Genomic DNA, 23180 nt, shown 5'->3' with positions numbered 1-23180 from the left:
ACAACTCAATGGAGCATCCCTTAAGATATCCACCAAAGCATATGAAATTTCGAAGGGTATGTTTTAGATTCTCCAGTTTTGTTGAAGAACATATCTTTGAGGGAAAAGATAGGCTATGAAATTGCAAAAAGGAATCTTCTTTGCAAATCGAAAAACAAAAACAAAAAGGACAATTGCAAAAAGCAGCAGCGCAACAAATTGAGACGTTACCTGCAAATCCTTAGTCAATTGAAAATTCTCGGCATCAAACTCCTCTATAACGGGATTATCACTGTGTATATTACCATAAAATAGCGGATCTATGTGATCAACCGATGCATCAATATACTTCTGCACATCAGCATGATTATGCTGAAACATAAAACTAACAGCTGGTCGATCGGATTCAATGAGCACAGCATGGCTATTACTGCTTCTGATAAATAAGAAGCATAGGAAAAGGAGTATGGTAATAACCGCTTTCATTGCGGAGCAAATATACTAGCGTACAAATAATTTTAACGATCTTTAACACATTTTAACAAAACAATTACAATCCGCTGATTTCCGCTAGAAAAGTGATAATTGCAAACCCCTTCCTTTTGTTCTCAAAGGTTCTGCATCTCCAAAGACTGTTCTGCCCCCATACTTCCAAGAATCCCTTCGTTCCTCCGCTATAATCTGTTGAATATCAAACTGAGGCTGAAAATCTTTTTCGCTATCCAGCACGATCTGGTGCAACTTGGCGATTGATTTTAATTTTTCACCATAACCCAGTTTAGATTTTTCAACACCTTTTTGTAAAATCTGAATGCTCTCATCGTAAATGGTTAATGGAACCGGAAAAGGATGTCCATCTTTTCCGCCATGAGCAAACGAAAATCGTGCGGGGTCGTTGAACCGTGAAGGAGCTCCATGGATCACCTCACTAACCAAGGCCAATGACTGTAACGTGCGGGGACCAACTCCTTTTAAAAGCAGTAGGTCTTCAAAATGGCTTGGTTGACTTTCTCGGGCGACGTACAACATCGCCCCCAACCTCTTCAAGTCAACATCTGCAGCACGTACATCGTGATGAGATGGCATAATAAGTTTAGCGAAATCTTGCATTACTTTAGTTGAATCCTCTCCCACTATAGTCATAATACCTGCTCTATTGGCTGCCGCTTCTGCAGCTGTCAAGTTAAGGATTATACCTTGCGAAGGCCCACTGATACCAGCATGAGGTTCTTCAACGAACGATTTGACCTTTTCAGAATGCCAATGGTAGCGACGAGCAGTCCCATCCTTTTCATGCATACCTTGCTGGACAACAGACCAATTACCACGATCTGTTACGATAAAATTATGTAAATACAGTTGGTAACCATCTTGAATGGCTGTGTTATCCACTTTAGCGACAAGCTTACTGCTGCGAATCAAGCCGTTGCCATCCAACCCAATTCGATCTGACAACTGAAGTAGTTCCTGTGGAGTTTGCATAGACAATTTGCCTTTCCCCCCACAGATATAAAGCCCCAGCGACTTCGCATCTGGATTAATAGCGCGTTTTAATGCCCCCATAACAGCTGTTGTGATCCCTGAAGAATGCCAATCCATCCCGAGCACGGCACCAAAACTCTGAAACCAGAATGGATCCGCCAGTCTTCTTAAAACTTCATCTTTACCATAATCCATTAGGATAACTTCAACTATTGAACGACCTAGGGAAGCCATACGTTCGTAAAGCCACGCTGGTACTTTTCCATAGTGTAATGGGAGATCTGCAGTGCCGGACCGTTTCATTGTAAACTAAATATATTAGCACAAATCTATCTTTTTTTTGCGAAAATAAAAAGGCTAGAATCCATCTAGCCTTTTTATTTTAAGATCAATCTATTCATAAGACATAAGCATATATAGCTTACCCTATGTCAAAACCCGTTTATTTGCCCGTTAACGCTGATAACAATCCAGCTCGGAATGAAGGATCTTTTTCAGAAAACTCAATAGAATGCTTATACGTGTCTACATTAAAGAAGAGCTCCGCTGGAGCAGCTTTTTTATTGTCCAAAAATAGTTTAAAGCTATATGCTGTTTTTTTGGACAAGTCAGCATTCACCTTATTGGATGAAAACACATTCGGAAGAATTACATCTTTTGTAAAAGAATCCGTTGTAGGAGTCTGAAATAAGTCACCTAACGCCTTAATTAAATTGTCGGACTGTTGACCCGATGACGAGATTCTAATTTTACCTTTGGTAAAACCGACGTCATCACTCGGCTTGCCATCTATTATACCTGCGGGTATAAAATCTACAACCTCAAACTTCGCTCCTACAGTATCTTGTTTGTAAAGAGATTTTGTGATATAGATCCGACTTGAATCGGTTAAGATCTCATCTGTGATACGTAGAAAAAAGTTCTTCTTTTCTGCACCCGGTGTACCATTCGTAAATTGTTCGATTTTTACACCTTCAATTTTGTTAACCGTTGTTGTATCACTTCCATCAGTTTTCTTTTGATTGGAATTTCCGCAACTAGCCATCAGCACCGTAGCGGTTGCAAGAAATGCTATAGATTGAATCTTGTACATATTGAATTGTTTGTTATCAGTTATTAATGAATATTGCTCTTATAATATTACCATTATTACTGATAACAAACAACTATTATCAATGTTTTTATTTTATTTCAATAAAGCATCGTATAAAATTTCCACAGGATGATAAGATTTTCTTCCTACACCATCTTTAATCTGATGCCTACAGGAAGTACCCGCCGCAGCAATTAAAGTATCGGATGATGTTTTACGTATGGTTGGTAACAAAACCAGCTCGGCCACTTTCATCGAAACATCATAATGTTCAGCCTCATAACCAAATGACCCTGCCATACCACAACAGCCCGAAGGAATAGTTTCTACGCTAAAGTTCGTTGGAAATGATAGAACCTGTTCTGTCACAGTCACGAGGTGAAAAGCCTTTTGGTAACAGTGACCATGCAGCTTTATCTTTTTTGTTGTTCCAGTAAACTGTTCCGGATGAATACGTCCTGCCTTCATTTCAGTCAACAGAAATTCGTCAATCATCAACGCATTTTTGGCTACTTTTTGTGCGTCAACTCGTAAATCATCGTCTACTAAACTTAAATACTCGTCTCTAAATGTAATTATCCCTGATGGTTCAACACCTAAAAGTGGCGTATCATCCGTAATTAATCCCTTTAAGAAATGGATATTTTGATTGGCAATCTTCTTTGCTTCTTTCACAAACCCTTTGGAAAGATAAGTGCGCCCACTTTGCACATGTTTTGGAATGACTACTTCATACCCCAATGCCGTCAATAATTTGTACGCTGTAATACCGATCTCTGCATCATTATATTCGGTAAACTCATCCGAAAAAAGGTAAACACGACGCTTGGCATCACTTACCGCCGCTTGTTTTTTTACCCATTGGGTTAAGGTCGTTCCATTGACTGTTGGCAAGGAACGCTTTGGCGCAAATCCTACTGTTTTTTTGACCATTCCTGACAAGAAATCATTTTTGACCACAAAATTATAAAGAGGTGCAACCCACGATCCGAGTTTCTGAGACTGGGTGAAATTAGCGATTAATTTTGTTCTAAATCCCGCACCATGCTCATCATAATAGTGCTGCAAAAATTCGGCTTTCATTTTGGCTACATCCACACTGGAAGGACACTCCGTTTTACAGCCTTTGCAGCTTAAACAGAGGTCCATGACTTCCTTGATCTCTTCATGATCAAAACGATTTTTCTTTGTGGAATTTGTTAAAAACTGACGCAGCATATTTGCCCGCGCCCGTGTTGTATCTTTTTCATCGCGCGTAGCCATAAACGACGGACACATTGTTCCACCGGTAATTTCAGTCTTGCGGCAATCTCCCGAACCTGAACATTTCTCCGCCAACCGAAGGATAGACTCATCTTTAGAAAAATCGAAGTAGGTCTTTATTGCTGTTCGGTTGCTATCGTTGTCATAACGCAGATGAGAATCCATTGGCGGTGTGTTGACAATCTTATTTGCATTAAAAACACCCTGTGGATCAAAGATGGATTTTACATCTTCAAGTAATTTGTAAACTTTTTCACCAAGCACTTTGCCAATAAACTCTCCGCGTAGGCGACCATCACCGTGCTCTCCACTTAGCGAACCGTTATATTTTAATACAAGATCACTCGCTTTTTCGAGGATTGAACGAAAAGTACGTTTCCCCGCTGCAGTTTTCAGATTTACAAAGGGTTCGATATGTAGCTCTCCAGCTCCTGCATGCGCATAATAAGATGCATGTACTCCCTCTTCTATCAAAAGCTTTTGAATATCACTCACGTAAGCAGGTAGGTCCTCAGGTGAAACAGCACAATCTTCAATCAAATTTACAGGCTGACTGTCCCCAGGCAAATTACGGATTAAACCAAGTCCTGCTTTGCGCACATCCCAAACTAAATTCGTCTGTTCAATACCGGTAATATAAGGATAGGCATATCCTAAGCCACGGGCAATTAGATCCGCTTTCAAGGCCATCGCTTTCGATTCTGTTTCAGCTGCTGTCTGCCCCCTAAACTCAACAATCAATAAAGCCTGGGGATCACCCTCAATAAAAAAACGATTATACTTATAGGTTGGATGCCCAACCGTGAAATCCATGATGTATTTGTCTACCAGTTCAGATGCTTCTGGCTTATGCTCCAGGGCAATCACGTTGCCATGCATACACTCCACCATATCTGCAAAGTGAACACAGAGTAAACCTAGTTCTTGAGGTGGTAAGGACATCAGTTTGAGTTTCGCTTCTGTAACGATAGCCAAAGTTCCCTCGGATCCCGCTAATAAATTACACATATTGAAAGGGGCCGAACGATCAGCAAGAATATCCAATGCATAACCGGTATTTCTTCTTGTGATGGATCGTTTGGGGTAGCCCGCTTCTATGGCACTTAAATGTTGTGGATCTGTCAATAATTCATTCATATTGCGATAGATATCGCCCTCACGACCAGCTAATAATAATTTCTTAAAATATGCTGCTTCATCAATCGCCTCAAAAGTCACTTCAGAACAGTCGTCCAAAAGTACGTTGGCCGAAATCAAATTGTGCCGTGTATCTCCCCAGACAATTGAATGCAAACCCGAAGAGTTATTACCAATCATTCCGCCAACCATGGCACGGCTTGCCGTCGAAGTTTCAGGCCCAAACATCAGTCCGAATGGTTTAAGATAACTATTTAAGTCGTCACGGATCACGCCTGGTTGCACCCGAACCCACTGCTCTTCGACATTAAGTTCAATAATACCGTTAAAATGACGAGAAATATCCATAATAATACCATGGCCTACAACCTGTCCCGCCAAAGAGGTACCAGCAGTACGTGGTATTATAGTTATCCTATGCTGCTGCGCAAAATCAATTAATTTTTTAATGTCATCAATATCAGCTGGTATTGCTACAGCCAACGGCTTTTCCTGATAAACAGACGCATCGGTCGAATAGGCAAGCAACATTGTTTGATCCTTGGTTTCATTGGTATAAAAGAGCTCCCCCTTGAGTTGAGACGCTAATAAGGCTAATTGATTTTGATCTTTCACTTAATCTGCATTTAATGTATGAAACAAATTTAGTCAAATTTATGCATCGGAAAAAGAGATGAATGCAAGAAACGCACAAATCAAAAACAAAAAAACGCATAAAAACGCAAAACAGGGTAATTTACCACAAAAGTCAATTTTATTTCGTTCCTTCAAACAATGCGTGTATTTTTGTGGCGCTACATCATTTAGTTAACGATTGATATCTTCCTTATATGCGTAATCTATTCCTTCGCTATACGCTTCATTCTGATTTTATTATATACACCATTCGGGTATTGATTGGCTTCCTTATAGGTTACCCACTCTTTGTATCCTTTCCCCAGTATTCTGTTTCTTGGACACTCATATCGATTATACTGGTCATTTCGCCACAAGAGAATGAATCAAAAAAAATAGCTATCGATCGCGCTAAATCCAATTTTATAGGTTCGGCAATTGGGCTTAGTTTATATTTTGTACCTATTTCACAACTGTACGCCATGATTATCGGCATTGTCGCGTCGTTGATTACATGTAAGCTACTCAACATCATGGCTGTGGCGCGAACATCTATGGTCGCACTAATTATCGTCTACCTTCATGAACAGCAAAGCCGCTCCTACTTCGCCGCCTTGGATCGCTTTGGCTGTGTCTGTCTAGGTTGTCTGATTGGATTGGGGGTCATCCTGTCTACAAGAAATATTATTCTGAAATTAAGAAAAAGGTATAATTGTTGAATTATATCGCTAGGCAACCTAAAAAGCAATATACTTACTTTCAGTACCATAACCCAGATGGTTAAGATTTCTTTACAATGAATTCGAATAAAATTCACATATCGTTCCGCTTTATCAGAATAATATTCAGAATTGTATAAATAATTTTGAATATTATGCTTTTTTACCTACCTTTGCAGTCGAAATGACAAAAGTAGAATATAATTTAGACCAAGTCGACTATAAAATCTTGCGCTTAATGCAGGATAATGGACGGATCAACAATGCTGATATCGCAAGAGAATTAGGCATGGCACCATCAGCAATCCTGGAGCGCGTAAAGAAGCTTGAGCAAAAAGATGTGATTTTAAAATATAGTGCCAAGATCAATCCTGCCGCGGTCGATCAGAAACTTTTATCGTTTATTTTTATCAAAGCCAATGATATTATTGGCGAACAGGGTGTAGGGTTGGCACTTGCCGAAATCCCTGAAGTTCAAGAAGTACATGATATTGCAGGTGATGATGGTTACCTTATTAAAGTAAGAACTGCAGATTCTACAGGTTTAGTGGATCTCATGCGGAATACATTAAGTAAAGTTGAAGGTATTATTTCAACGCGAACAACAATTGTACTTCAGACAGTCAAGGAAGATCAGCAGGTTGTGATACCTGAGTAATAGAAAGGAGGTTTAATTATGTTGCAAGGACAAAAAAAGGCAGCTAGTCCAGTAATGGTTGTTGTTGCTTATTTCATTATTTATGTGGTATGGGGCTCTACCTTTTTCTTTATAGAAAAAGCATTACATAGTTTCCCCCCATTTATTTTGGGTTCGTTTCGATTTGTTGCAGCCAGTGCAATCCTAATGACATATTGCGCCATAAAAGGATATAAATTATTTAACAAGCGCTCTATTCAGGAGGCCGCAATCGTAGGTTTTTTATTGCTCTTTGTCGATATGGCAGGGGTTATCTGGGCGGAGCAATATGTATCTGGTGGTGTTGCCGCTATTATTGCTGCTGCTGCTGCAATCTGGTTTATATTATTGGACAAACCAAAATGGAAAGAAAACTTTAGCAGCATTAGCACAGTTGCCGGCGTAGCATTAGGTTTCTGTGGTGTTGTGATGCTATTTGCTGAACAGATCATGGCGACCAATGACAATACAGATGGCACCCTTAAGGTGATTGCCTTATCGATTTTAGTATTGGGTTCTATCGCTTGGACTGTAGGTTCATTGATTTCCAAGTATTTTAAAAAATCTGAAAAAGAAGAAAAAGAGGATCTACATGTTATGGTGAAGACCGCGTGGCAAATGGTTACCGCAGGTGTACTCTTTAATATCACGGCGCTTTTTACCGGCGAATATGCGTCATTTACACTGCGTAGTGTGGCGCCTGTAGACTGGTTCAATTTGGGGTATTTAATTACATTTGGCTCAATTCTTGCTTTTAGCTCTTATATTTGGTTATTGCAGGTGCGTCCAGCAATGGAAGTAAGTACCTATGCGTATGTGAACCCAATTATTGCACTTATTTTAAGTCATTTTTTCACTTCGCACGTGGTAACCTCCTTGCAAATTGTCGGTTTAGCCGTTATTCTATTTTCAGTCTTGTTGATGAACTGGAAAGCGTATCGCACCAAACTGTCATCGCGCAGCAAAAGGAAAAAGATCCTCCAACAAGGTAATAAGCTGGAGAACTTGAAAACAGAGGATCGCCAAATGGATGCCAATACTATTCCTGACACGGAATTGGTTCACTAGGTTGTTATTTTTCTAATTATATGGACAAAGCTTAATGTGTAACAATGTTAAGCTTTTGTTGTTTTTAAAAATTAGCTAACATTGGATAAGATTTGTTCATATATAATTGGCTAACTTTGCAAAGTATTTGGTTAAATTAAAAAGAATGAATATATCGAAGCAAATTGCCTTTATTGGTAGCCTTGGTGTCGCTTCGCTTTTGATGGTTACAGGTTGTACAAAACAGCTCCATCCAACGCAAAAAGATTTCCAACAATATCATATCAATAGCGATATGCAAGCTGATCCTGCAGTCGTATCAATCTACGAGCCCTTCAAACACAAAATGGAAGCGGAAATGAACCGTGTGATTGGACATGCGGACAAGGCATTGACAAAAGAGAAAACAGCGGAAACATTAATGGGCAACTTTTTTTGTGAAGCCTTGTTGTGGATGAGTGAACATAATGCCCATAATCCTGCGGATTTAGCGTTCGCAACAAAGGGCGGAATTCGCAATGATCTTAAAGCGGGCGATATTACCGTAGGACATATTTTCGAGGTTATGCCCTTTGAGAATACATTGACCATCCTTGAACTTAAAGGTAGTCAAATTCGTCAGCTTGCTGACTATATTGCAACAACACATGGTCAACCTATTGCTGGAATGACTTTGACAATTACAGGCAACAAAGTTCAGGACATCAAGATCAAAGGTCAAGCTATTGAAGACGATAAGTTATATAAACTAGTGACCTATGATTATCTTGCCAATGGTGGTGACAACCTTACCCTGTTGACACAACCTGTATCGCGGGCAGATTATCCGCAACGTATGCGTGAAGGTTTGATTGAATATGTGAGTGAATTAACGAAAGAAGGCAAAAAAGTAAATGCAGAATTAGATGGAAGAATTAAAATCAATTAACCGAAGATCATTTATCAAGCAAGTTGGTGGATTTTCTGCTGCAGTTGCTTTGGGATCACTTCCTTTTCAAGTCGACGCGAAGAGCAAAAAGGTAAAGCTTACAATTTTACATACCAACGATGTTCATAGCCGTATTGAACCGTTTCCAATGGACGGCGGTAAATATCAGGGATTGGCTGGTGTTGCGCGCAGAAGTACACTTATCAATAAAATCCGCAAAGAAGAAGAACACCTTCTATTACTAGATGCAGGCGATATGTTTCAAGGTACCCCCTATTTTAATCTTTTTGGAGGAAAACTTGAACTTGATCTCATGACAAAGCTGGGTTATGATGCGGGAACATTCGGAAATCATGAATTTGACAATGGTCTTAACGGCCTTGTAAAGTACCTGGATCACGCTAAATTTCCTTTCTTAACGGCTAATTACGACTTCAAAGGGACTGTATTGGAGGGGAAAACCCAGGATTATACCATATTCCATAAAGGTGGAATAAAAATAGGTGTGTTTGGACTAGGGGTAGATATTGAAGGATTGGTTGACCCCAATAACCTCAAGGGAATGAAATATTTGGATCCTATTGAAGTATCCAACAAGGTGGTCCGCATATTGAAGGAAAAACACAAATGTGATTTGGTCATCTGTTTATCGCATTTAGGTTATCAATATGAAAACGATAAAGTATCGGATCTGATCCTTGCCGCTAAAACCTCGGACATCGACCTAATTATCGGCGGCCATACCCATACCTTCTTAAATGAACCAACACTGGTTACAAATTTAAAAGGAACAAAGACCGTTGTGAATCAAGTCGGTTTTGCCGGGATTAATCTAGGACGTATTGACTTTATTATGGAGCCGGGGTCTGAGAAGAAACAAATGGTCGCAAGTACCTATCAGGTCAATCCTACAATTCCAGAGTCCATATTGGCATAATATGATCTAATTTTAATAAATGCCAAGTTGACTAATCAATTTGGCATTTTTTTTACCAATACTACAAGAAGACGTATGAATTAAAAAACTTATACGATCTATACAAGCTGATTCATCATTTAATGAAAAGAATTTTATCGATATACCTCGACTCCTTCAAGGGACTGTCTCAAGCCGCATGGCTACTTGCCATAGTCATGCTTATTAATAGAATGGGAAGTATGGTGATTCCCTTTCTTGGACTCTACATGACCCAGGTTCTACATTTTGACATTAAACAAGTTGGTGTGGTATTGATGAGTTATGGATTCGGCTCCGTTTGTGGTTCCTATATAGGTGGCTGGCTGACTGACCGGATTGGTAGTTTCAAGGTTCAGTTCGGAAGTCTCGTATTAGCCGCTCCTTTATTCTTACTGATTCCACATTTCAAAGAGGTGCAGTCGTTATCCATCATGATTTTTACCTTAAGCTTAATCTTCGATGCCTTTAGACCTGCAAACTCGGTGTCAGTGGCGAGTTACGCTAAACCAGAAAATATCACGCGTGCTTTTTCATTGAATCGCTTAGCCATAAATTTGGGATTTTCAATCGGCCCAGCAGTTGCTGGATTTTTGGCCACCATCTCATTCAATTGGATCTTTTATGGAAATTCTTTTGCCGTCCTTTGCGCTGCAGTGATTTTCTTTGTCTTTTTTCATAAACGAGAAAAAAGAAGCGATATCAAATCAAAAAAAGAGATTATTCCTGAAAACGAATTGCCTCAAAAAAGACGAAATCCTTATACAGACCTGCCCTTTGTCTTATTCAATATCTTTTGTTGTATTTTCTCTTTTTGTTTCTTTCAGCTGATTACGACTTTACCACTTTTCTACCGTGAGGTTCATCATTTGAACGATCACCAAATCGGATTTCTACTCGGTTGGAGTGGTTTCGTTATTGTATTGCTGGAGATGTTTATCGTCCATATCGCTGAAAAAAGATTTTCGTTAATTAGCACGCTCGTCTTTGGAACATTTTTATGTGCCAGCTCTTATGCCATGCTAAATTTTACTGGCGGGCTCGGTTGGTTATATTTCACATTCTTTATTTTTGGTCTCGGCGAAATGCTGACATTACCTTTTATGGCAACGGTTTCTGTTAACCGCTCGACACCCAAAACACAAGGAGCATACATGGGCTTCAATTCCCTTGCTTTTTCAGCTGCAAATATATTTTCACCACTTTTAGGGACAAGCATAGTCGACTCCTTTGGTTTTACAACACTATGGTGGGCAACTGCATTGACCCTATCTGCAACGGCAATCGGGTTCTATTTGGTTCTGAAATGGATGAAATAGTATAAACTAAATAAACAAAAAGCGGGTGTATTTAATTTTAAATACACCCGCTTTTTGTAAAATGATTGATAACCTACCAAATTTTGATACGTTTATCGACCGGAACAAACATTTTGTCGCCGTTCTTTGTATCCCAAGCTTTATGGAAAGCATCCAGGTTAATGATCGGCGCAAAAGCGCGGTACTGTGCCGGAGAATGTGGGTCAGTTTTCACTTGATTGACCACAAACTCGTCTGTAGTCTTCGTTCTCCATATCGTTGCCCAGGAAAGGAAAAAGCGCTGGTCCTGCGTAAAACCATCTATTAATCCAGGATTTCCCTTATCTTTCAGATAAAGTTGCAATGCATCAAAAGCAACTGATGAGCCTCCCAAATCCCCAATATTCTCCCCTAATGTAAAGCGACCGTTCACAAAAACGCCCGGTACAGGCTCATAGGATTCAAATTGACGTACCAAAGCATCAGCCGCTGCTTCAAATTTCGCCTTATCACCATCGCTCCACCAGTTGTTCAGGTTTCCATTTCCATCATATTTAGCACCCTGGTCGTCAAATCCATGCGAAAGTTCATGACCAATTACCGCACCGATACCACCAAAATTAACTGCAGCATCAGCCTTATAATCATAGAATGGCGGCTGAAGAATCGCTGCCGGAAAGACGATCTCGTTAAACAATGGGCTATAATAAGCGTTCACAGTCTGCGGAGTCATCCCCCATTCAGATTTGTCAACTGGCTTATCTTGCTTCGCCAAATTTTGGTAAAATGCCCATTTACTCGAAGCCAATACATTTTCATATAACGATGTACCAACATCAAGTTTGCTATAATCTTTCCATTTATCCGGATAGCCAATTTTAACTTTAAACTTAGCCAGTTTGTCCAATGCCTTTACTTTCGTTTCATCCGACATCCAAGTTAATCCCTTGATATGCTGCCCGAAAGATTTAACAAGATAGCTTACAAGTTCTTCAGCTTCAGCTTTGGCCTTCGGAGGGAAGTTTTCTTTCACATATAATTTCCCTAATAATTCTCCTGCGATCGAATTGACAAATTCCACACCACGCTTATCTAAAGCACGCTGCTCCTTTTGTCCTTTTAACTTACGACCCCAGAAGTCAAAATACAGATCATTCAACTCCTGTGTGGTATATGACGCTGCATTATTTAAGATATGAAATGTCAATATCTCCTTGATTGCAGGTAGGTTTTCAGGACTGAAAACTCGATCCAAATTTTCATAATACTTTATTTCCGGCACAATAACAGTATCAGCCTTAAAACCGACATCCTTTAGGTACTTTGCAATATCGATGTTTTTCACCATCGTTTTTAGATCAGCTACAGCGATCGGATTATATCGACCATTAGCATCACGTGATTGCTCAACAGTTTTAAGGTTTGCCGCTATCTGTTTTTCAAAGGCAACAATTTTTGGACCTTTTAAATCCTTCGTAACCTGGCCCGATTTAGCATAAAGTGCAGAAATATAATTTGAATAGTCAGTTAACGTTTCTTCGTTCTTCTTATCTTTTACTTGATAATAAGAACGTCCCAACCCTAGACTTCCGCCGCCGAGGTATACCGTATTGACATCGGAATTTTTAAGATGCGCATATACATAGCCACTAAAAAAAGGATTTCCACCAATGGGTGCTACCTCAACAAGATATTTATATAAATCATCGAAATTCTTAATTGCAGCAATTTTAGTGAGATAAGGTTTAACAGGCGCTAAACCAAGTTTATTACGTGTTTTCATATCCACAAATGATTTATACAAATCACCTATTTTCTGATTGTCTGTACCCTTTTGGAACTGTCCAGATAATGATTCTTGCAAAACCTTCAAAGTAGCAATATCGGTATTTTCACGCAATTCGTCGAAAGAACCCCACCGTGCTTTATCGGAAGGTATTTTAACTGTTTTCATCCATTGCCCGTTCACAAAATTATAAAAGTCATCTTGAGGACGAACACTTTTATCCATGTAACTCACATTGATTGCATTGTTTTGCGCATGACCTGCTAACGAGCCGCAGGCTAACAAGGCAGCTAAAAGTAGATTTTTCTTCATATAAAAATTTAGTTTGTTTATCGCTATACACAAACTTAAGAAAAGTTCTTCTATTGTTGATGCAACAAATATGGTTCTAATGACAACCAAAATTAAGAAGCATAGCTAGGTCTATGCTTTATTGCGGGTTGATTTACGTAGTACAAGGATAAAAATCAGTAAGAATAAGGCAATACCTGCGATCCAGATCCACGGATTAGCATACCATAAAGTACCATTCGCTTCTTTGAGTTTTTGATTTTCTTCTAGCGTAACCTGTGCTTTCAATAAAAAAAATGAAAGAACAGAACAAACTAGTAAAGCAGTCTTTTTCATATTTAATCACTTAACATGAATAGAATGCTTTTTTAGCCGTTTTTGTTTGAAATGAATTAAATTATCCTTGTTTGATTTCGCCTAAGTAAACCACATCTTTTAGATCAAAAGGAGTTTCTTGATACACGAAGTAATTCAACCAATTATTGAAAAGGAGGTTTGCATGGCTTGTCCAGCGTACTAGAGGACGGTTTTCGGGATTGTCATCGACATAATAATTTGCTGGCATAGCAATCTCCTGCCCTTTTTCTAAGTCTCTTTTATACTCTTCATCCAGTGTAAAAGGAGCATATTCTGAATGTCCCGTCAAATAAAACTCTCGTCCACCTCGTGAAGAAACAATAGCAATACCTGCTTCCGGCGATTCAGAAAGAATTTCTATACCCTGTTTTGCCAGGAGATCATCTCTCTCAATAGTCGTATGGCGACTGTGCGGTATAAAGAACTCATCATCAAATCCACGGAATAGCGGATGTCTTTTGTTTAACGTAGTATGCTTAAATACACCAAAAAGCTTTTCCGCTAATGGCTTCTTCTCTACACCATAGAAATGATACAATGCAGCTTGAGACGCCCAACAGATATACAAACTTGATGTTACATGGGTTCGTGCCCAATCGAAGATGGTCTGAATTTCTGCCCAGTAGGTCACTTCTTCGAAAGCAACCATTTCAACTGGAGCTCCAGTAATAATCATCCCGTCGTAGAAATTCTCCTTAACCTCAGTCAAGCTCTTATAAAACATCTCCAAATGCTCTTCGGGAGTGTTCTTTGAAACATGCGTTTCAAGTCGCAAAAATTCCATTTCTACCTGCAAAGGATTATTTGACAGCAAACGAATAAAATCTGTCTCTGTCGTAATTTTAAGCGGCATTAAGTTCAGCACTAAAACGCGAAGCGGTCTAATGTCCTGCTCATTTGCTCTTAAATCACTCATGACAAATATATTCTCCTTTTTCAACAGCTCAATGGCAGGAAGGTTATTAGGAAGTTTGACCGGCATAGATAATTTCTCCTTATACAATTAGCATGCAAAATTAGCAAGAAAATGCCATAAATGCTAAATGAAACATAAATTATCTTCCATTATATTGTTATAATCTCCAACACCAAAATCTATTCCTTACTTAAATCCAATAGGGATTTTCTGAATTTCTGCGAGCCAAAATTCATTCCACCTACATGCTTAATGACCAGCTTACCAGCCTTGTCCAAAATAATTGTTGTGGGTATGCTTGTGGTACTCAATCCATTCGGCAACGCCGAATTTAACTGATAGACAGGTAGACTATATTTCCTTTTCGCCATAAATTTTCTCGAAGCGCTAAGATTTCCATCAATATCGACAGACAAAATAATAATAGTGTCGTTGCCCTTAAAGTCCTTATAGAGTTGATCCAATGAAGGCATCTCAGCAAGACAAGGTGGACACCATGTCGCCCATAAATTAATAACCACAACTTTCCCCTTGAGTTGATTTAGGGTCAACACATTGTTTTTACTGTCCCTAAAGCTAAGATCATACCCTTCGGTCCAGCCATTGTCCTCCCCTTCGGCAACAGAAAGTGTACTTGCTTTACCCGGAAATGGGCTGCAAAACAACAAACTAACCAAGAAAAGGACACTATAATTTACTCTTTTTCTCATACAACACTGTTTCTAAGCATAAACATTAACATAACGTTTGCATCCTAATTTGATTGTCTCTAAATCAGAAAAAGCAATCTTTTTTTTATCCAATTTTTTAATTCATTATTTACATAGGCATAAATTCCGTTTTGGAATACAAAAGCAGAAAGATATGTGTAAAAGATATTACAAACAAATTCGGGGATATGTGTATTATATAGTATGAAAATAAGTAAATGAATATGAGCAAAGAGAAATCAATACGAGAAATTGAAATTAACGGAAAAGTTTACCAGTATAGTGCTATTAAAGATCTTCCCGAAGGTAATATCACGCACCTACCATTTAGTATCCGGATACTACTGGAAAATGTATTGCGTAACCATGATGGATTTAGCATCACGGACGAGCATGTTAATACCCTGATTCATTGGACTCCACAGCCTGTTGACAAAGATATACCCTTCAAACCGGCCAGAATTTTAATGCAGGATTTTACCGGAGTACCTGCTGTAGTCGATATGGCTTCCCTACGTGCCGAATTTATCCGTCATGGCAAGGATGGACAAAAAATAAATCCCGCTATCCCTGTGGATCTAGTCATAGATCATTCCGTTCAGGTCGATTACTTTGGCACAGACTACTCGTATGACAAGAATGTCGAGTTGGAATATGAACGCAACCGCGAGCGTTATGAACTCCTTAAATGGGCACAGAAAGGATTGAAAAATTTTACCGTTGTTCCTCCGGGTATGGGTATCTGCCATCAGGTCAATTTGGAATATCTTGCCAAAGGAGTAATTGAACGCGACAATTGGCTTTTTCCGGATACCTTAGTAGGGACGGATTCACATACACCAATGGTCAATGGTATTGGTGTACTAGGTTGGGGAGTTGGTGGCATTGAGGCTGAAGCAGCCATGCTTGGACAACCTATTTTTTTCACCTGTCCTGAAGTTATCGGCCTTAAACTTATGGGCAAAATACCAGCGACATGCACCGCGACCGACATGGTCCTTTCGATAACAAAAATACTTCGCGATAAAGGTGTTGTGGGTAAATTTGTTGAAGTATTTGGCGATGGATTGGACAGCCTTTCGGTGACAGATCGTGCCACAATCTCCAATATGTCCCCCGAATTTGGCTGTACGGTTACCTATTTTCCGATTGATGACCGAACCCTTGAATACATGCATAGCACCAATCGAAGTGCAGAGCAGATTAAAATTGTTGAAGATTATTGTAAAAGCAACTTACTCTGGCGCACAGGCAAGGAAGAAATTCAATATTCGTCGGTTGTTGAATTCAATTTATCGAGCCTGGAGCCAACTGTATCTGGCCCCAAAAGGCCTCAGGATAAAATTCTAGTGAAGGATTTAAAAACCACATTTTCACAACTCTTAGACAGCGAACACCATCGACAATATGTCCCTGTTTTGCAACGATCGGAATCTGCCTGGCTTGCTGACGGCGGCTCTGGCACAGAGTTTACCTTTGGTAAGGTACCCGTCGAACATGATTCACCGCATGAAGTTATTCAAGAGTCTATTCATGCCGTTCGCATCAAACACAATCATAAGGAGTATATTGTCAGTGATGGCAGTATTGCGATTGCAGCTATAACAAGCTGTACCAATACCTCGAACCCTACTGTCATGATCGGTGCAGGATTATTGGCCCGTAACGCCATCGAGCGCGGACTTCGCACCAAATCCTGGGTAAAGACCTCTTTAGCCCCTGGCTCAAAAGTCGTTACACAATACCTTGAAAGATCAGGACTTAGTGCTGATCTTGATGCCCTGCGTTTTCACACCGTGGGTTACGGTTGTACCTCCTGTATTGGAAACTCCGGTCCTCTTCCACCACAAATAGCAGAGGCGGTAGAAAAAGGTGAACTGATTGTTGCCTCGGTATTATCCGGTAACCGAAATTTTGAGGCCCGTGTGCATCCACAGGTAAAAATGAACTTCTTAATGTCGCCGATGCTTGTTGTTGCCTATGCACTGGTCGGAAGAGTGGATATTAATCTCTTGGAGGAACCATTGGATTACGATCCTAACGGTCAGCCCGTATATCTGAAAGATATTTGGCCAAGCCGCGAGGATATTATCGACACCGTCAATGCCTGCGTCAAACAATCGGATTTCCAAGAAGTTTATGATGTCATCTTCGACGGGTCGACAGACTGGCAAGAACTTGAAGTGAATCTTGATCAAAATTACCAGTGGGACAACACGTCCACCTACATAAAAGAATCGCCATTTTTTGAGAATTTACAAGCCCTTCCTAATCCAATACAGGATATTCAGAATGCAAGGGTATTACTTTATCTCGGTGATTCGGTGACAACGGATCATATCTCACCCGCAGGGTCATTCAAAGAAGAAACTGCAGCTGGACAATACCTCAGATCACATCATGTAAGTAAAGAAGATTTCAACTCTTATGGATCTAGACGTGGGAACCACGAGGTCATGATGCGCGGAACATTTGCCAATGTGCGTATTAAAAACAAAATTACCGATCGTGAGGGTGGTTTTAGTCGGTATTTCCCCACCAATGAGGTGAAGACTGTTTTTGAAACCGCAATGGAATATCGCAAAAACAACACAGCGCTCATCGTACTGGCAGGAAAAGAGTATGGTTCGGGTTCCTCGAGAGACTGGGCAGCGAAAGGGACATTCCTCCTTGGCGTACGGGCGGTTATCGCTGAAAGTTTCGAGCGTATCCACCGAAGTAATCTTGTCGGTATGGGCGTAGCACCTCTTGTATTTATCAATGACGAAAACGCAGAGAAATTAGGACTAGATGGAACAGAAGTCTATAACATCACGGGACTTGAGACCGATTTAACACCTCATAAACTCCTCACGGTAAATGCTGTTCATGAAAATGGAAAAACAACCACATTTCAGGTGAAAGCAAGACTTGATTCAGCCATTGAAATAGAGTATTTTAAGAATGACGGTATTCTACAATATGTGCTGCGTCAGTATTTAAAGAACAACTAACATTGTGCAAATTAGCGGATCGGAATACCTAAAATAGTAAAGGGCACTGATCAGTGCCCTTTAACAAACTATATTAAAACCTACCAGAGTTCTACAATACGTCAGTCTTCCCCCCAGCACCCCAAGAATTATGTTTTATGGCTACACCAAAAATAGCTATAAAAAATCCCCCTTTTTATCCCTGAAATCAGGTATTTTGTCCGCAAGCGGAAATAGCGCCTTTGACTTTATTTTAAAGTAAAATCATTCGGGAGAATTGCTTATTTTCGCTAAAATCAATGCCAACACGATACAGAATGGAAGAACTTGTCGAACAAACAATCACTAAACAAACATTTACACCTGAACTAAAGCAAGTTCAGGAATTCTACAAATGCACCTTTGAGCAATGTGATTTCCAGAACGCAGAACTCGTAGATCTCCTATTCACAAATTGTGAATTTAAATCGTGTAATCTTTCCAATGTCAGTCTAAAGGGCACACAATTAGATCATGTTGTTTTTAATGACTGCAAAATGCTAGGCATACACTTTAATGAATGTAGTTCATTTTCCTTTCATGCCAATTTCAGCAACTCGGTTCTGGATTACTCCTCTTTTTTTGAAAGAAATATAAAGAAGTTCCAGTTTGAACAATGCTCTTTGCAACATGTGGATTTTGAACGGGCCAACCTTCAACAGGTGCTGTTTAAAAAAACGAATTTGTTAAATGCCCGATTTGTACAATGCAATCTCGAGGGCTGTGACTTTCGGTCTTCGATCAATATCCAGCTAGATCCAGAGGTCAATCGTATGAAAAAAAGTAAATTTGGTCCGGAACAACTGCCTGGTCTACTGCTTAAATATCAACTGTTTATTGATTAAATATGGGAAAGGCCGTTCAACTAACTCCCAAAATCAATGTATTCATTTGAAACATGTTGATTTATCGTTAAATAACGGATTTCAGGGATAAAACACCTCACTTTGAATCAGGATATTTGTCATTCAAAGTTTAAGAAGATGAAAAAAATATCCCTATCATTCGCAGCTATCTTAGCGGCCAGCACAATGTCGTTTGCCCAGATCAATAAAGCATTCAAGATCAACTATGCCATTACGTATGCTGTCGATCCCAGCGAAGAAGCACAAGCAGCTCCAGTTTCTGTTTACGAAGCGTATGTTAACAATGATAAAATAAAAGTTATATCGGCTTCCGGAGACGGCGAAGAGTCAATCTTTCTCATTAAAAAAAATGAAGAACAATCAATTATATTGTACCCAGGACTGGCAAAATACGTCGTTAAAGAAAATGAGCTCAGCCCACATGCGATCAAATTCGTCCCAAACCAAACGAAAATGATTGCCGGTTATCCCTGCAAACTAGCTCAGGTCGAAATTCCTATTTCAGAAGATAACGAGGAAAACAGCACTTTATCGATCTGGTATAGCGATAAATTGCCAGTCACCTATTGGGAGGGATTTGATCTGTTCAAAAAAATCCCCGGGGCTGTGCTACAGCTAACAACACCTCTTGGAATGGATATGATTGCCCAGAACATCGCCGATAGCCAACTGGACGATAAAGATTTTATCGTATCTGAGGATTATGAGCAAGTAGCATCCATTTATGACGACGAGGAAGATTCGGAAGAGAGCAACCAGATTGCTGAAAATCTGTATTTATTTGAAGATGCTGCAACTAATCTCATAGGGGTACAAGACGGCGAAGAAAAAACAATTGTACCAGCACAATACCTATACATCGCACCATTTGTTGGCGATCTTAGTATAGTTCAATATAAAAATGAAAAATATGGTGCCATTAATCTGGCCGGTAAACCAATCATCCCCTTCCAATACGATTATTTAGGTTACGATGATCACCTTGGGCAACTGGTTTTTGGACTAAACGAAAAATATGGGGTCATGGATAAATCCGGCAAAATTTTAATTTCCGCAAATTATGATATGATATCGTTTATTAACGGTGGTTATGCCGTATTTCAACAGAAAAATAAATATGGTATATTGAATCAGGCGGGCAAAATAATTGTCCCGGCGACGTATAGCTATATTTCTGAAAATAATTCAACGCATTTCATCAGCATCGAAAACGACACGTATAATCTTACTGAAATAAAAACCAATAAAATCGTTGCTCCCGACTACGATTTGATTTCAGTTACAGAAGAACCTAATCTTTTCCTTGCTAGTAAAGATGGAAAGTATGGTTATTTAGATGGCCAGGGAAAAGTGGCCATACCATTTATATACAGCGGGGCCACCTCTTTCAGTGATGGCGTGGCTTCTGTCTCTTTAGCGGATTCGGACGATGTAATTTTGATTAATACAAAAGGTGAACGTGTAGAAATGGATGCCGCGGCAGAGGCAACAGACACAATTTAAGAACCCTATAACAAAAAAAGGCAGCAGATATATCTGCTGCTTTTTGTTATAGGGTTGCCGATCATCAAAGATCAATAGGAGTTTATTTTTTCTTTTTAAACAGCCCTTTGCCGATCGTAAATAAAACCACCACGATAAGACCTCCCCCTAGGCCAAATAACAGCTCTTTTATCATTCCTGGCAGAGCTGGTAGCGCATGGTGTAAGAAATCAATATAATGCGCAAATATTCCGCCTGAAACCAGAATTAAAGCAAATGTACCTACAACAGCCAATAATTTGATAACAAAGGGTAGCGCACGGACTAAAAACCGACCTAGGCTCGCAATAGGGCCTTTTTCACGTGAGGTTTTAATCAATTTATAACCGGCATCGTCCATACGAACGATAAGTGCTACAATACCATAGACTCCAACTGTGGCCAGAAAAGCAACAACCGAAACCGTAATAATTTGTAAGGACAAGCTTTTTCCCAAAACCGTTCCCAAAGCAATAATGACGATTTCCACAGAAAGAATAAAGTCTGTCGTAATAGCCGATTTTACCTTCGCTTTTTCAGCAGCAACTGAGTTTTCAGCAACGACAGTCTCCACTTTTGTTTCCTCCGTAGGATGTTTGCGATGGAACAGGTATTCAATAATCTTCTCAACACCTTCAAAAGCAAGATAGAAACCTCCCAAAATTAGAATATATTTGATGGCAATTGGAAAAAAGACATTTAGTAATAATGCTATTGGTACAATTATCAACTTATTGAGCAGAGAGCCCTTCGTAATTGCCCATAAAACTGGGAGCTCGCGTGAAGCTAAAAAGCCAGTCGCTTTCTCGGCATTAACCGCTAAATCGTCACCTAAGATTCCAGCAGTTTTTTTTGTTGCGATTTTACTCGCTACTGCCACATCATCCATCAATGCTGCAATATCATCTAGAATTGCAAATATTCCTGAAGCCATATTTATATAAAAATTGAACGTAAAAATATAAATTTAATTCAATTTTGAAATAAGGAATTTAATCCATTTGCAATATCAAGCTACATTACATTTGAATTAAATACGTAATTTTAATACCACAAGGACAACCATTATGAAAAATTTGCTTACACAAGAGGAACAGTCAATGCTACTCGAAACGCTAAAAGAAAGGTTTCAGAAATTCCCCAAACGACACCCACAGATCAGCTGGGACGAAGTAGTGCATAAATTGCTTGAAAGCCCCCAAAAATTATGGAGCTTGTTCCAAATGGAAAAGAGCGCTGGCGAGCCCGACCTTGTTATTATTGATCCAAACAAAAAGCAGTATGCTTTTGTGGATTGTACAGAAGAAAGTCCCAAAGGAAGGAGAAGCCTCTGTTTTGACCAAAAAGCCTTAGATGACAGAAAGGAAAACAAACCTATTGGAAGTGCTGTCGAAGAAGCTAAAAAAATGGGAACCGAGCTGCTTTCTGAACAACACTATCGCCAACTCCAAATGTTAGGTGAATTTGATTTAAAAACTTCCAGCTGGATACAAACTCCGGAGGCTATTCGTAAGCTTGGTGGCGCCTTATTCGGTGACAGACGTTACAACCAAGTTTTCACCTATCATAATGGCGCGATCTCCTATTATGCGGCACGGGGCTTTCGTACCATACTTTTTCTTTAAATAAAAGCACTTAACCGTCAAAATATAAAACCTATATGAAAACAATTTTAATCGCCACCCTGCTCTTTTGCTTGGGAGCTGCTCAACCACTTTTTTCACAAGTCTCTTTTCCTTCTTTCTTAGAAGGAACGTGGAAGGTTGACAATAAAGAGGAATACGAACAATGGGATCGTATAAACGATCATGAATTAAAAGGCCTTTCCTATGCGTTGAAAAATGGCCAAAAGATAGTCAGTGAATACCTAAAATTGACCAAAATAAAGGATAAAATCATATATACAGCACTGGTCATCGGACAAAACAATGGGAAAGAAGTCAATTTTGAGCTAAATTATCAGGATAGTACCTATTCTTTTGTTAATGAAGCCCATGATTTCCCTAATTACATTCGATATACACCCGTCGCTACAAACCGACTTCATATATCAGTGGAAGGAAAATCGGGAAAAGTCAGATCTTTTTATGTGACTAAAATCGTACCCACAACGACCCTAGCGAACCCAAATTACGATCAGGAACTCGCAAAAAAATTAGGGGCCGATGATTATGGAATGAAATCCTACATCTTTGTCCTCCTGAAAACTGGCGAGAATAAAACAACAGACAAACAATTTATTAATGAATGTTTCAAAGGTCACATGGAAAATATCAATCTTCTCGTAAAAAATGGGCAACTGATTGTTGCTGGCCCATTTGGAAAAAATGACAATAACTTCCGGGGCCTTTTTATATTAAATAACATGGCTTCTATTGATGCGGCAAAGCGTATTTTAGAAAACGATCCAGCGATAAAGAATGGTCTCTTAGAAGCTTCATTTTACCCTTGGTATGGTTCAGCTGCTTTGGCAGAATACCTGTCTCAAGTAGATAAAATCTGGAAAAAACAACATTAGCTGTTTGTTCGT

General features: G+C 39.5%; 20 protein-coding genes. 11 read left to right on the top strand and 9 right to left on the bottom strand.

Going from position 1 to position 23180, the window contains the following annotated elements; all coding sequences use genetic code 11:
- Positions 1–63: 63 nt before the first annotated feature.
- The 4 genes from GVK91_RS02075 to GVK91_RS02060 form a co-directional block, all read right to left on the bottom strand.
- Complete coding sequence (locus tag GVK91_RS02075; protein WP_153847331.1) at positions 64–465, bottom strand: hypothetical protein; 402 nt, start codon at positions 463–465, stop codon at positions 64–66.
- 84 nt (positions 466–549) lie between these two features.
- Positions 550–1764: a DUF763 domain-containing protein gene (locus GVK91_RS02070; protein ID WP_159726667.1), complete on the bottom strand. Its 1215-nt coding sequence runs from the start codon at positions 1762–1764 to the stop codon at positions 550–552.
- 139 nt (positions 1765–1903) lie between these two features.
- On the bottom strand, positions 1904–2554 hold the full coding sequence (locus tag GVK91_RS02065; RefSeq protein WP_153847333.1) for a hypothetical protein: 651 nt from the start codon (positions 2552–2554) through the stop codon (positions 1904–1906).
- Between the two features lie 93 nt (positions 2555–2647).
- Positions 2648–5569 carry an FAD-binding and (Fe-S)-binding domain-containing protein gene (locus GVK91_RS02060; protein WP_228280242.1) on the bottom strand — a complete coding sequence of 974 codons (2922 nt, stop codon included), beginning with the start codon at positions 5567–5569 and terminating at the stop codon, positions 2648–2650.
- 215 nt (positions 5570–5784) lie between these two features.
- Here GVK91_RS02060 and GVK91_RS02055 point away from each other — a divergent pair, with 215 nt between their 5' ends.
- The 6 genes from GVK91_RS02055 to GVK91_RS02030 all read left to right on the top strand — a co-directional run bounded on the left by GVK91_RS02055 (position 5785) and on the right by GVK91_RS02030 (position 11213).
- Positions 5785–6288, top strand: a complete 504-nt coding sequence (locus GVK91_RS02055; RefSeq protein ID WP_075992664.1) for an FUSC family protein — start codon at positions 5785–5787, stop codon at positions 6286–6288.
- A 184-nt stretch (positions 6289–6472) separates the two neighbouring features.
- Positions 6473–6946 carry an Lrp/AsnC family transcriptional regulator gene (locus tag GVK91_RS02050; RefSeq protein ID WP_046673335.1) on the top strand — a complete coding sequence of 158 codons (474 nt, stop codon included), beginning with the start codon at positions 6473–6475 and terminating at the stop codon, positions 6944–6946.
- An 18-nt stretch (positions 6947–6964) separates the two neighbouring features.
- Positions 6965–8032 carry an EamA family transporter gene (locus GVK91_RS02045; protein ID WP_159726665.1) on the top strand — a complete coding sequence of 356 codons (1068 nt, stop codon included), beginning with the start codon at positions 6965–6967 and terminating at the stop codon, positions 8030–8032.
- 145 nt (positions 8033–8177) lie between these two features.
- Positions 8178–8939, top strand: coding sequence for a 5'-nucleotidase C-terminal domain-containing protein (locus GVK91_RS02040; protein WP_232475530.1), 762 nt, complete (start codon positions 8178–8180; stop codon positions 8937–8939).
- The gene (locus GVK91_RS02035; RefSeq protein WP_159726663.1) at positions 8917–9876 is read left to right on the top strand and encodes a bifunctional UDP-sugar hydrolase/5'-nucleotidase; all 960 of its coding nucleotides are present in this window, start codon (positions 8917–8919) and stop codon (positions 9874–9876) included. Before GVK91_RS02040 ends, GVK91_RS02035 begins: the two co-directional genes overlap by 23 nt.
- A 122-nt stretch (positions 9877–9998) precedes the next feature.
- Positions 9999–11213 carry an MFS transporter gene (locus GVK91_RS02030; RefSeq protein WP_153847336.1) on the top strand — a complete coding sequence of 405 codons (1215 nt, stop codon included), beginning with the start codon at positions 9999–10001 and terminating at the stop codon, positions 11211–11213.
- Positions 11214–11286: 73 nt separating this feature from the next.
- Here GVK91_RS02030 and GVK91_RS02025 read toward each other — a convergent pair whose 3' ends face one another.
- The 4 genes from GVK91_RS02025 to GVK91_RS02010 all read right to left on the bottom strand — a co-directional run bounded on the left by GVK91_RS02025 (position 11287) and on the right by GVK91_RS02010 (position 15252).
- A complete protein-coding gene (locus GVK91_RS02025; protein WP_159726661.1) occupies positions 11287–13290 on the bottom strand; it encodes a M13 family metallopeptidase in 2004 nt (667 codons plus the stop codon).
- 111 nt (positions 13291–13401) lie between these two features.
- Positions 13402–13605, bottom strand: a complete 204-nt coding sequence (locus GVK91_RS02020) for a hypothetical protein (RefSeq protein WP_153847338.1) — start codon at positions 13603–13605, stop codon at positions 13402–13404.
- Positions 13606–13666: 61 nt separating this feature from the next.
- A complete protein-coding gene (gene metA, locus GVK91_RS02015; protein ID WP_153847339.1) occupies positions 13667–14608 on the bottom strand; it encodes a homoserine O-succinyltransferase in 942 nt (313 codons plus the stop codon).
- 113 nt (positions 14609–14721) lie between these two features.
- Positions 14722–15252, bottom strand: a complete 531-nt coding sequence (locus GVK91_RS02010) for a TlpA disulfide reductase family protein (RefSeq protein WP_153847340.1) — start codon at positions 15250–15252, stop codon at positions 14722–14724.
- A 224-nt stretch (positions 15253–15476) separates the two neighbouring features.
- Between GVK91_RS02010 and acnA the strand changes: the two genes are divergently transcribed.
- The 3 genes from acnA to GVK91_RS01995 all read left to right on the top strand — a co-directional run bounded on the left by acnA (position 15477) and on the right by GVK91_RS01995 (position 20632).
- Complete coding sequence (gene acnA, locus GVK91_RS02005) at positions 15477–18245, top strand: aconitate hydratase AcnA (RefSeq protein ID WP_228280238.1); 2769 nt, start codon at positions 15477–15479, stop codon at positions 18243–18245.
- Positions 18246–18523: 278 nt separating this feature from the next.
- Positions 18524–19108: a pentapeptide repeat-containing protein gene (locus tag GVK91_RS02000; protein WP_153847342.1), complete on the top strand. Its 585-nt coding sequence runs from the start codon at positions 18524–18526 to the stop codon at positions 19106–19108.
- A 138-nt stretch (positions 19109–19246) separates the two neighbouring features.
- Positions 19247–20632 (top strand): WG repeat-containing protein, encoded by a 1386-nt coding sequence (locus GVK91_RS01995; protein ID WP_159726657.1) that lies wholly within the window; start codon positions 19247–19249, stop codon positions 20630–20632.
- An 82-nt stretch (positions 20633–20714) separates the two neighbouring features.
- Here the strand turns inward: GVK91_RS01995 and GVK91_RS01990 are convergent, their stop codons facing one another.
- Entirely contained in the window at positions 20715–21584 is an 870-nt protein-coding gene (locus GVK91_RS01990) for a DUF808 domain-containing protein (RefSeq protein WP_153847344.1), read from the bottom strand.
- Between the two features lie 133 nt (positions 21585–21717).
- On the opposite strand from GVK91_RS01990, the gene GVK91_RS01985 reads away from it, so the two are divergent.
- A complete protein-coding gene (locus GVK91_RS01985; RefSeq protein ID WP_153847345.1) occupies positions 21718–22275 on the top strand; it encodes a DUF4256 domain-containing protein in 558 nt (185 codons plus the stop codon).
- Between the two features lie 35 nt (positions 22276–22310).
- A complete protein-coding gene (locus tag GVK91_RS01980) occupies positions 22311–23168 on the top strand; it encodes a DUF6265 family protein (protein ID WP_153847346.1) in 858 nt (285 codons plus the stop codon).
- Positions 23169–23180: the final 12 nt, after the last annotated feature.

This window comes from Sphingobacterium sp. 18053 (genome assembly GCF_902706145.1).
GTDB classification, from domain to species: Bacteria; Bacteroidota; Bacteroidia; order Sphingobacteriales; family Sphingobacteriaceae; genus Sphingobacterium; species Sphingobacterium paramultivorum.
Note: the sequence above shows the minus strand (reverse complement) of the source record. Positions and strands in the feature narration are given on the sequence as shown.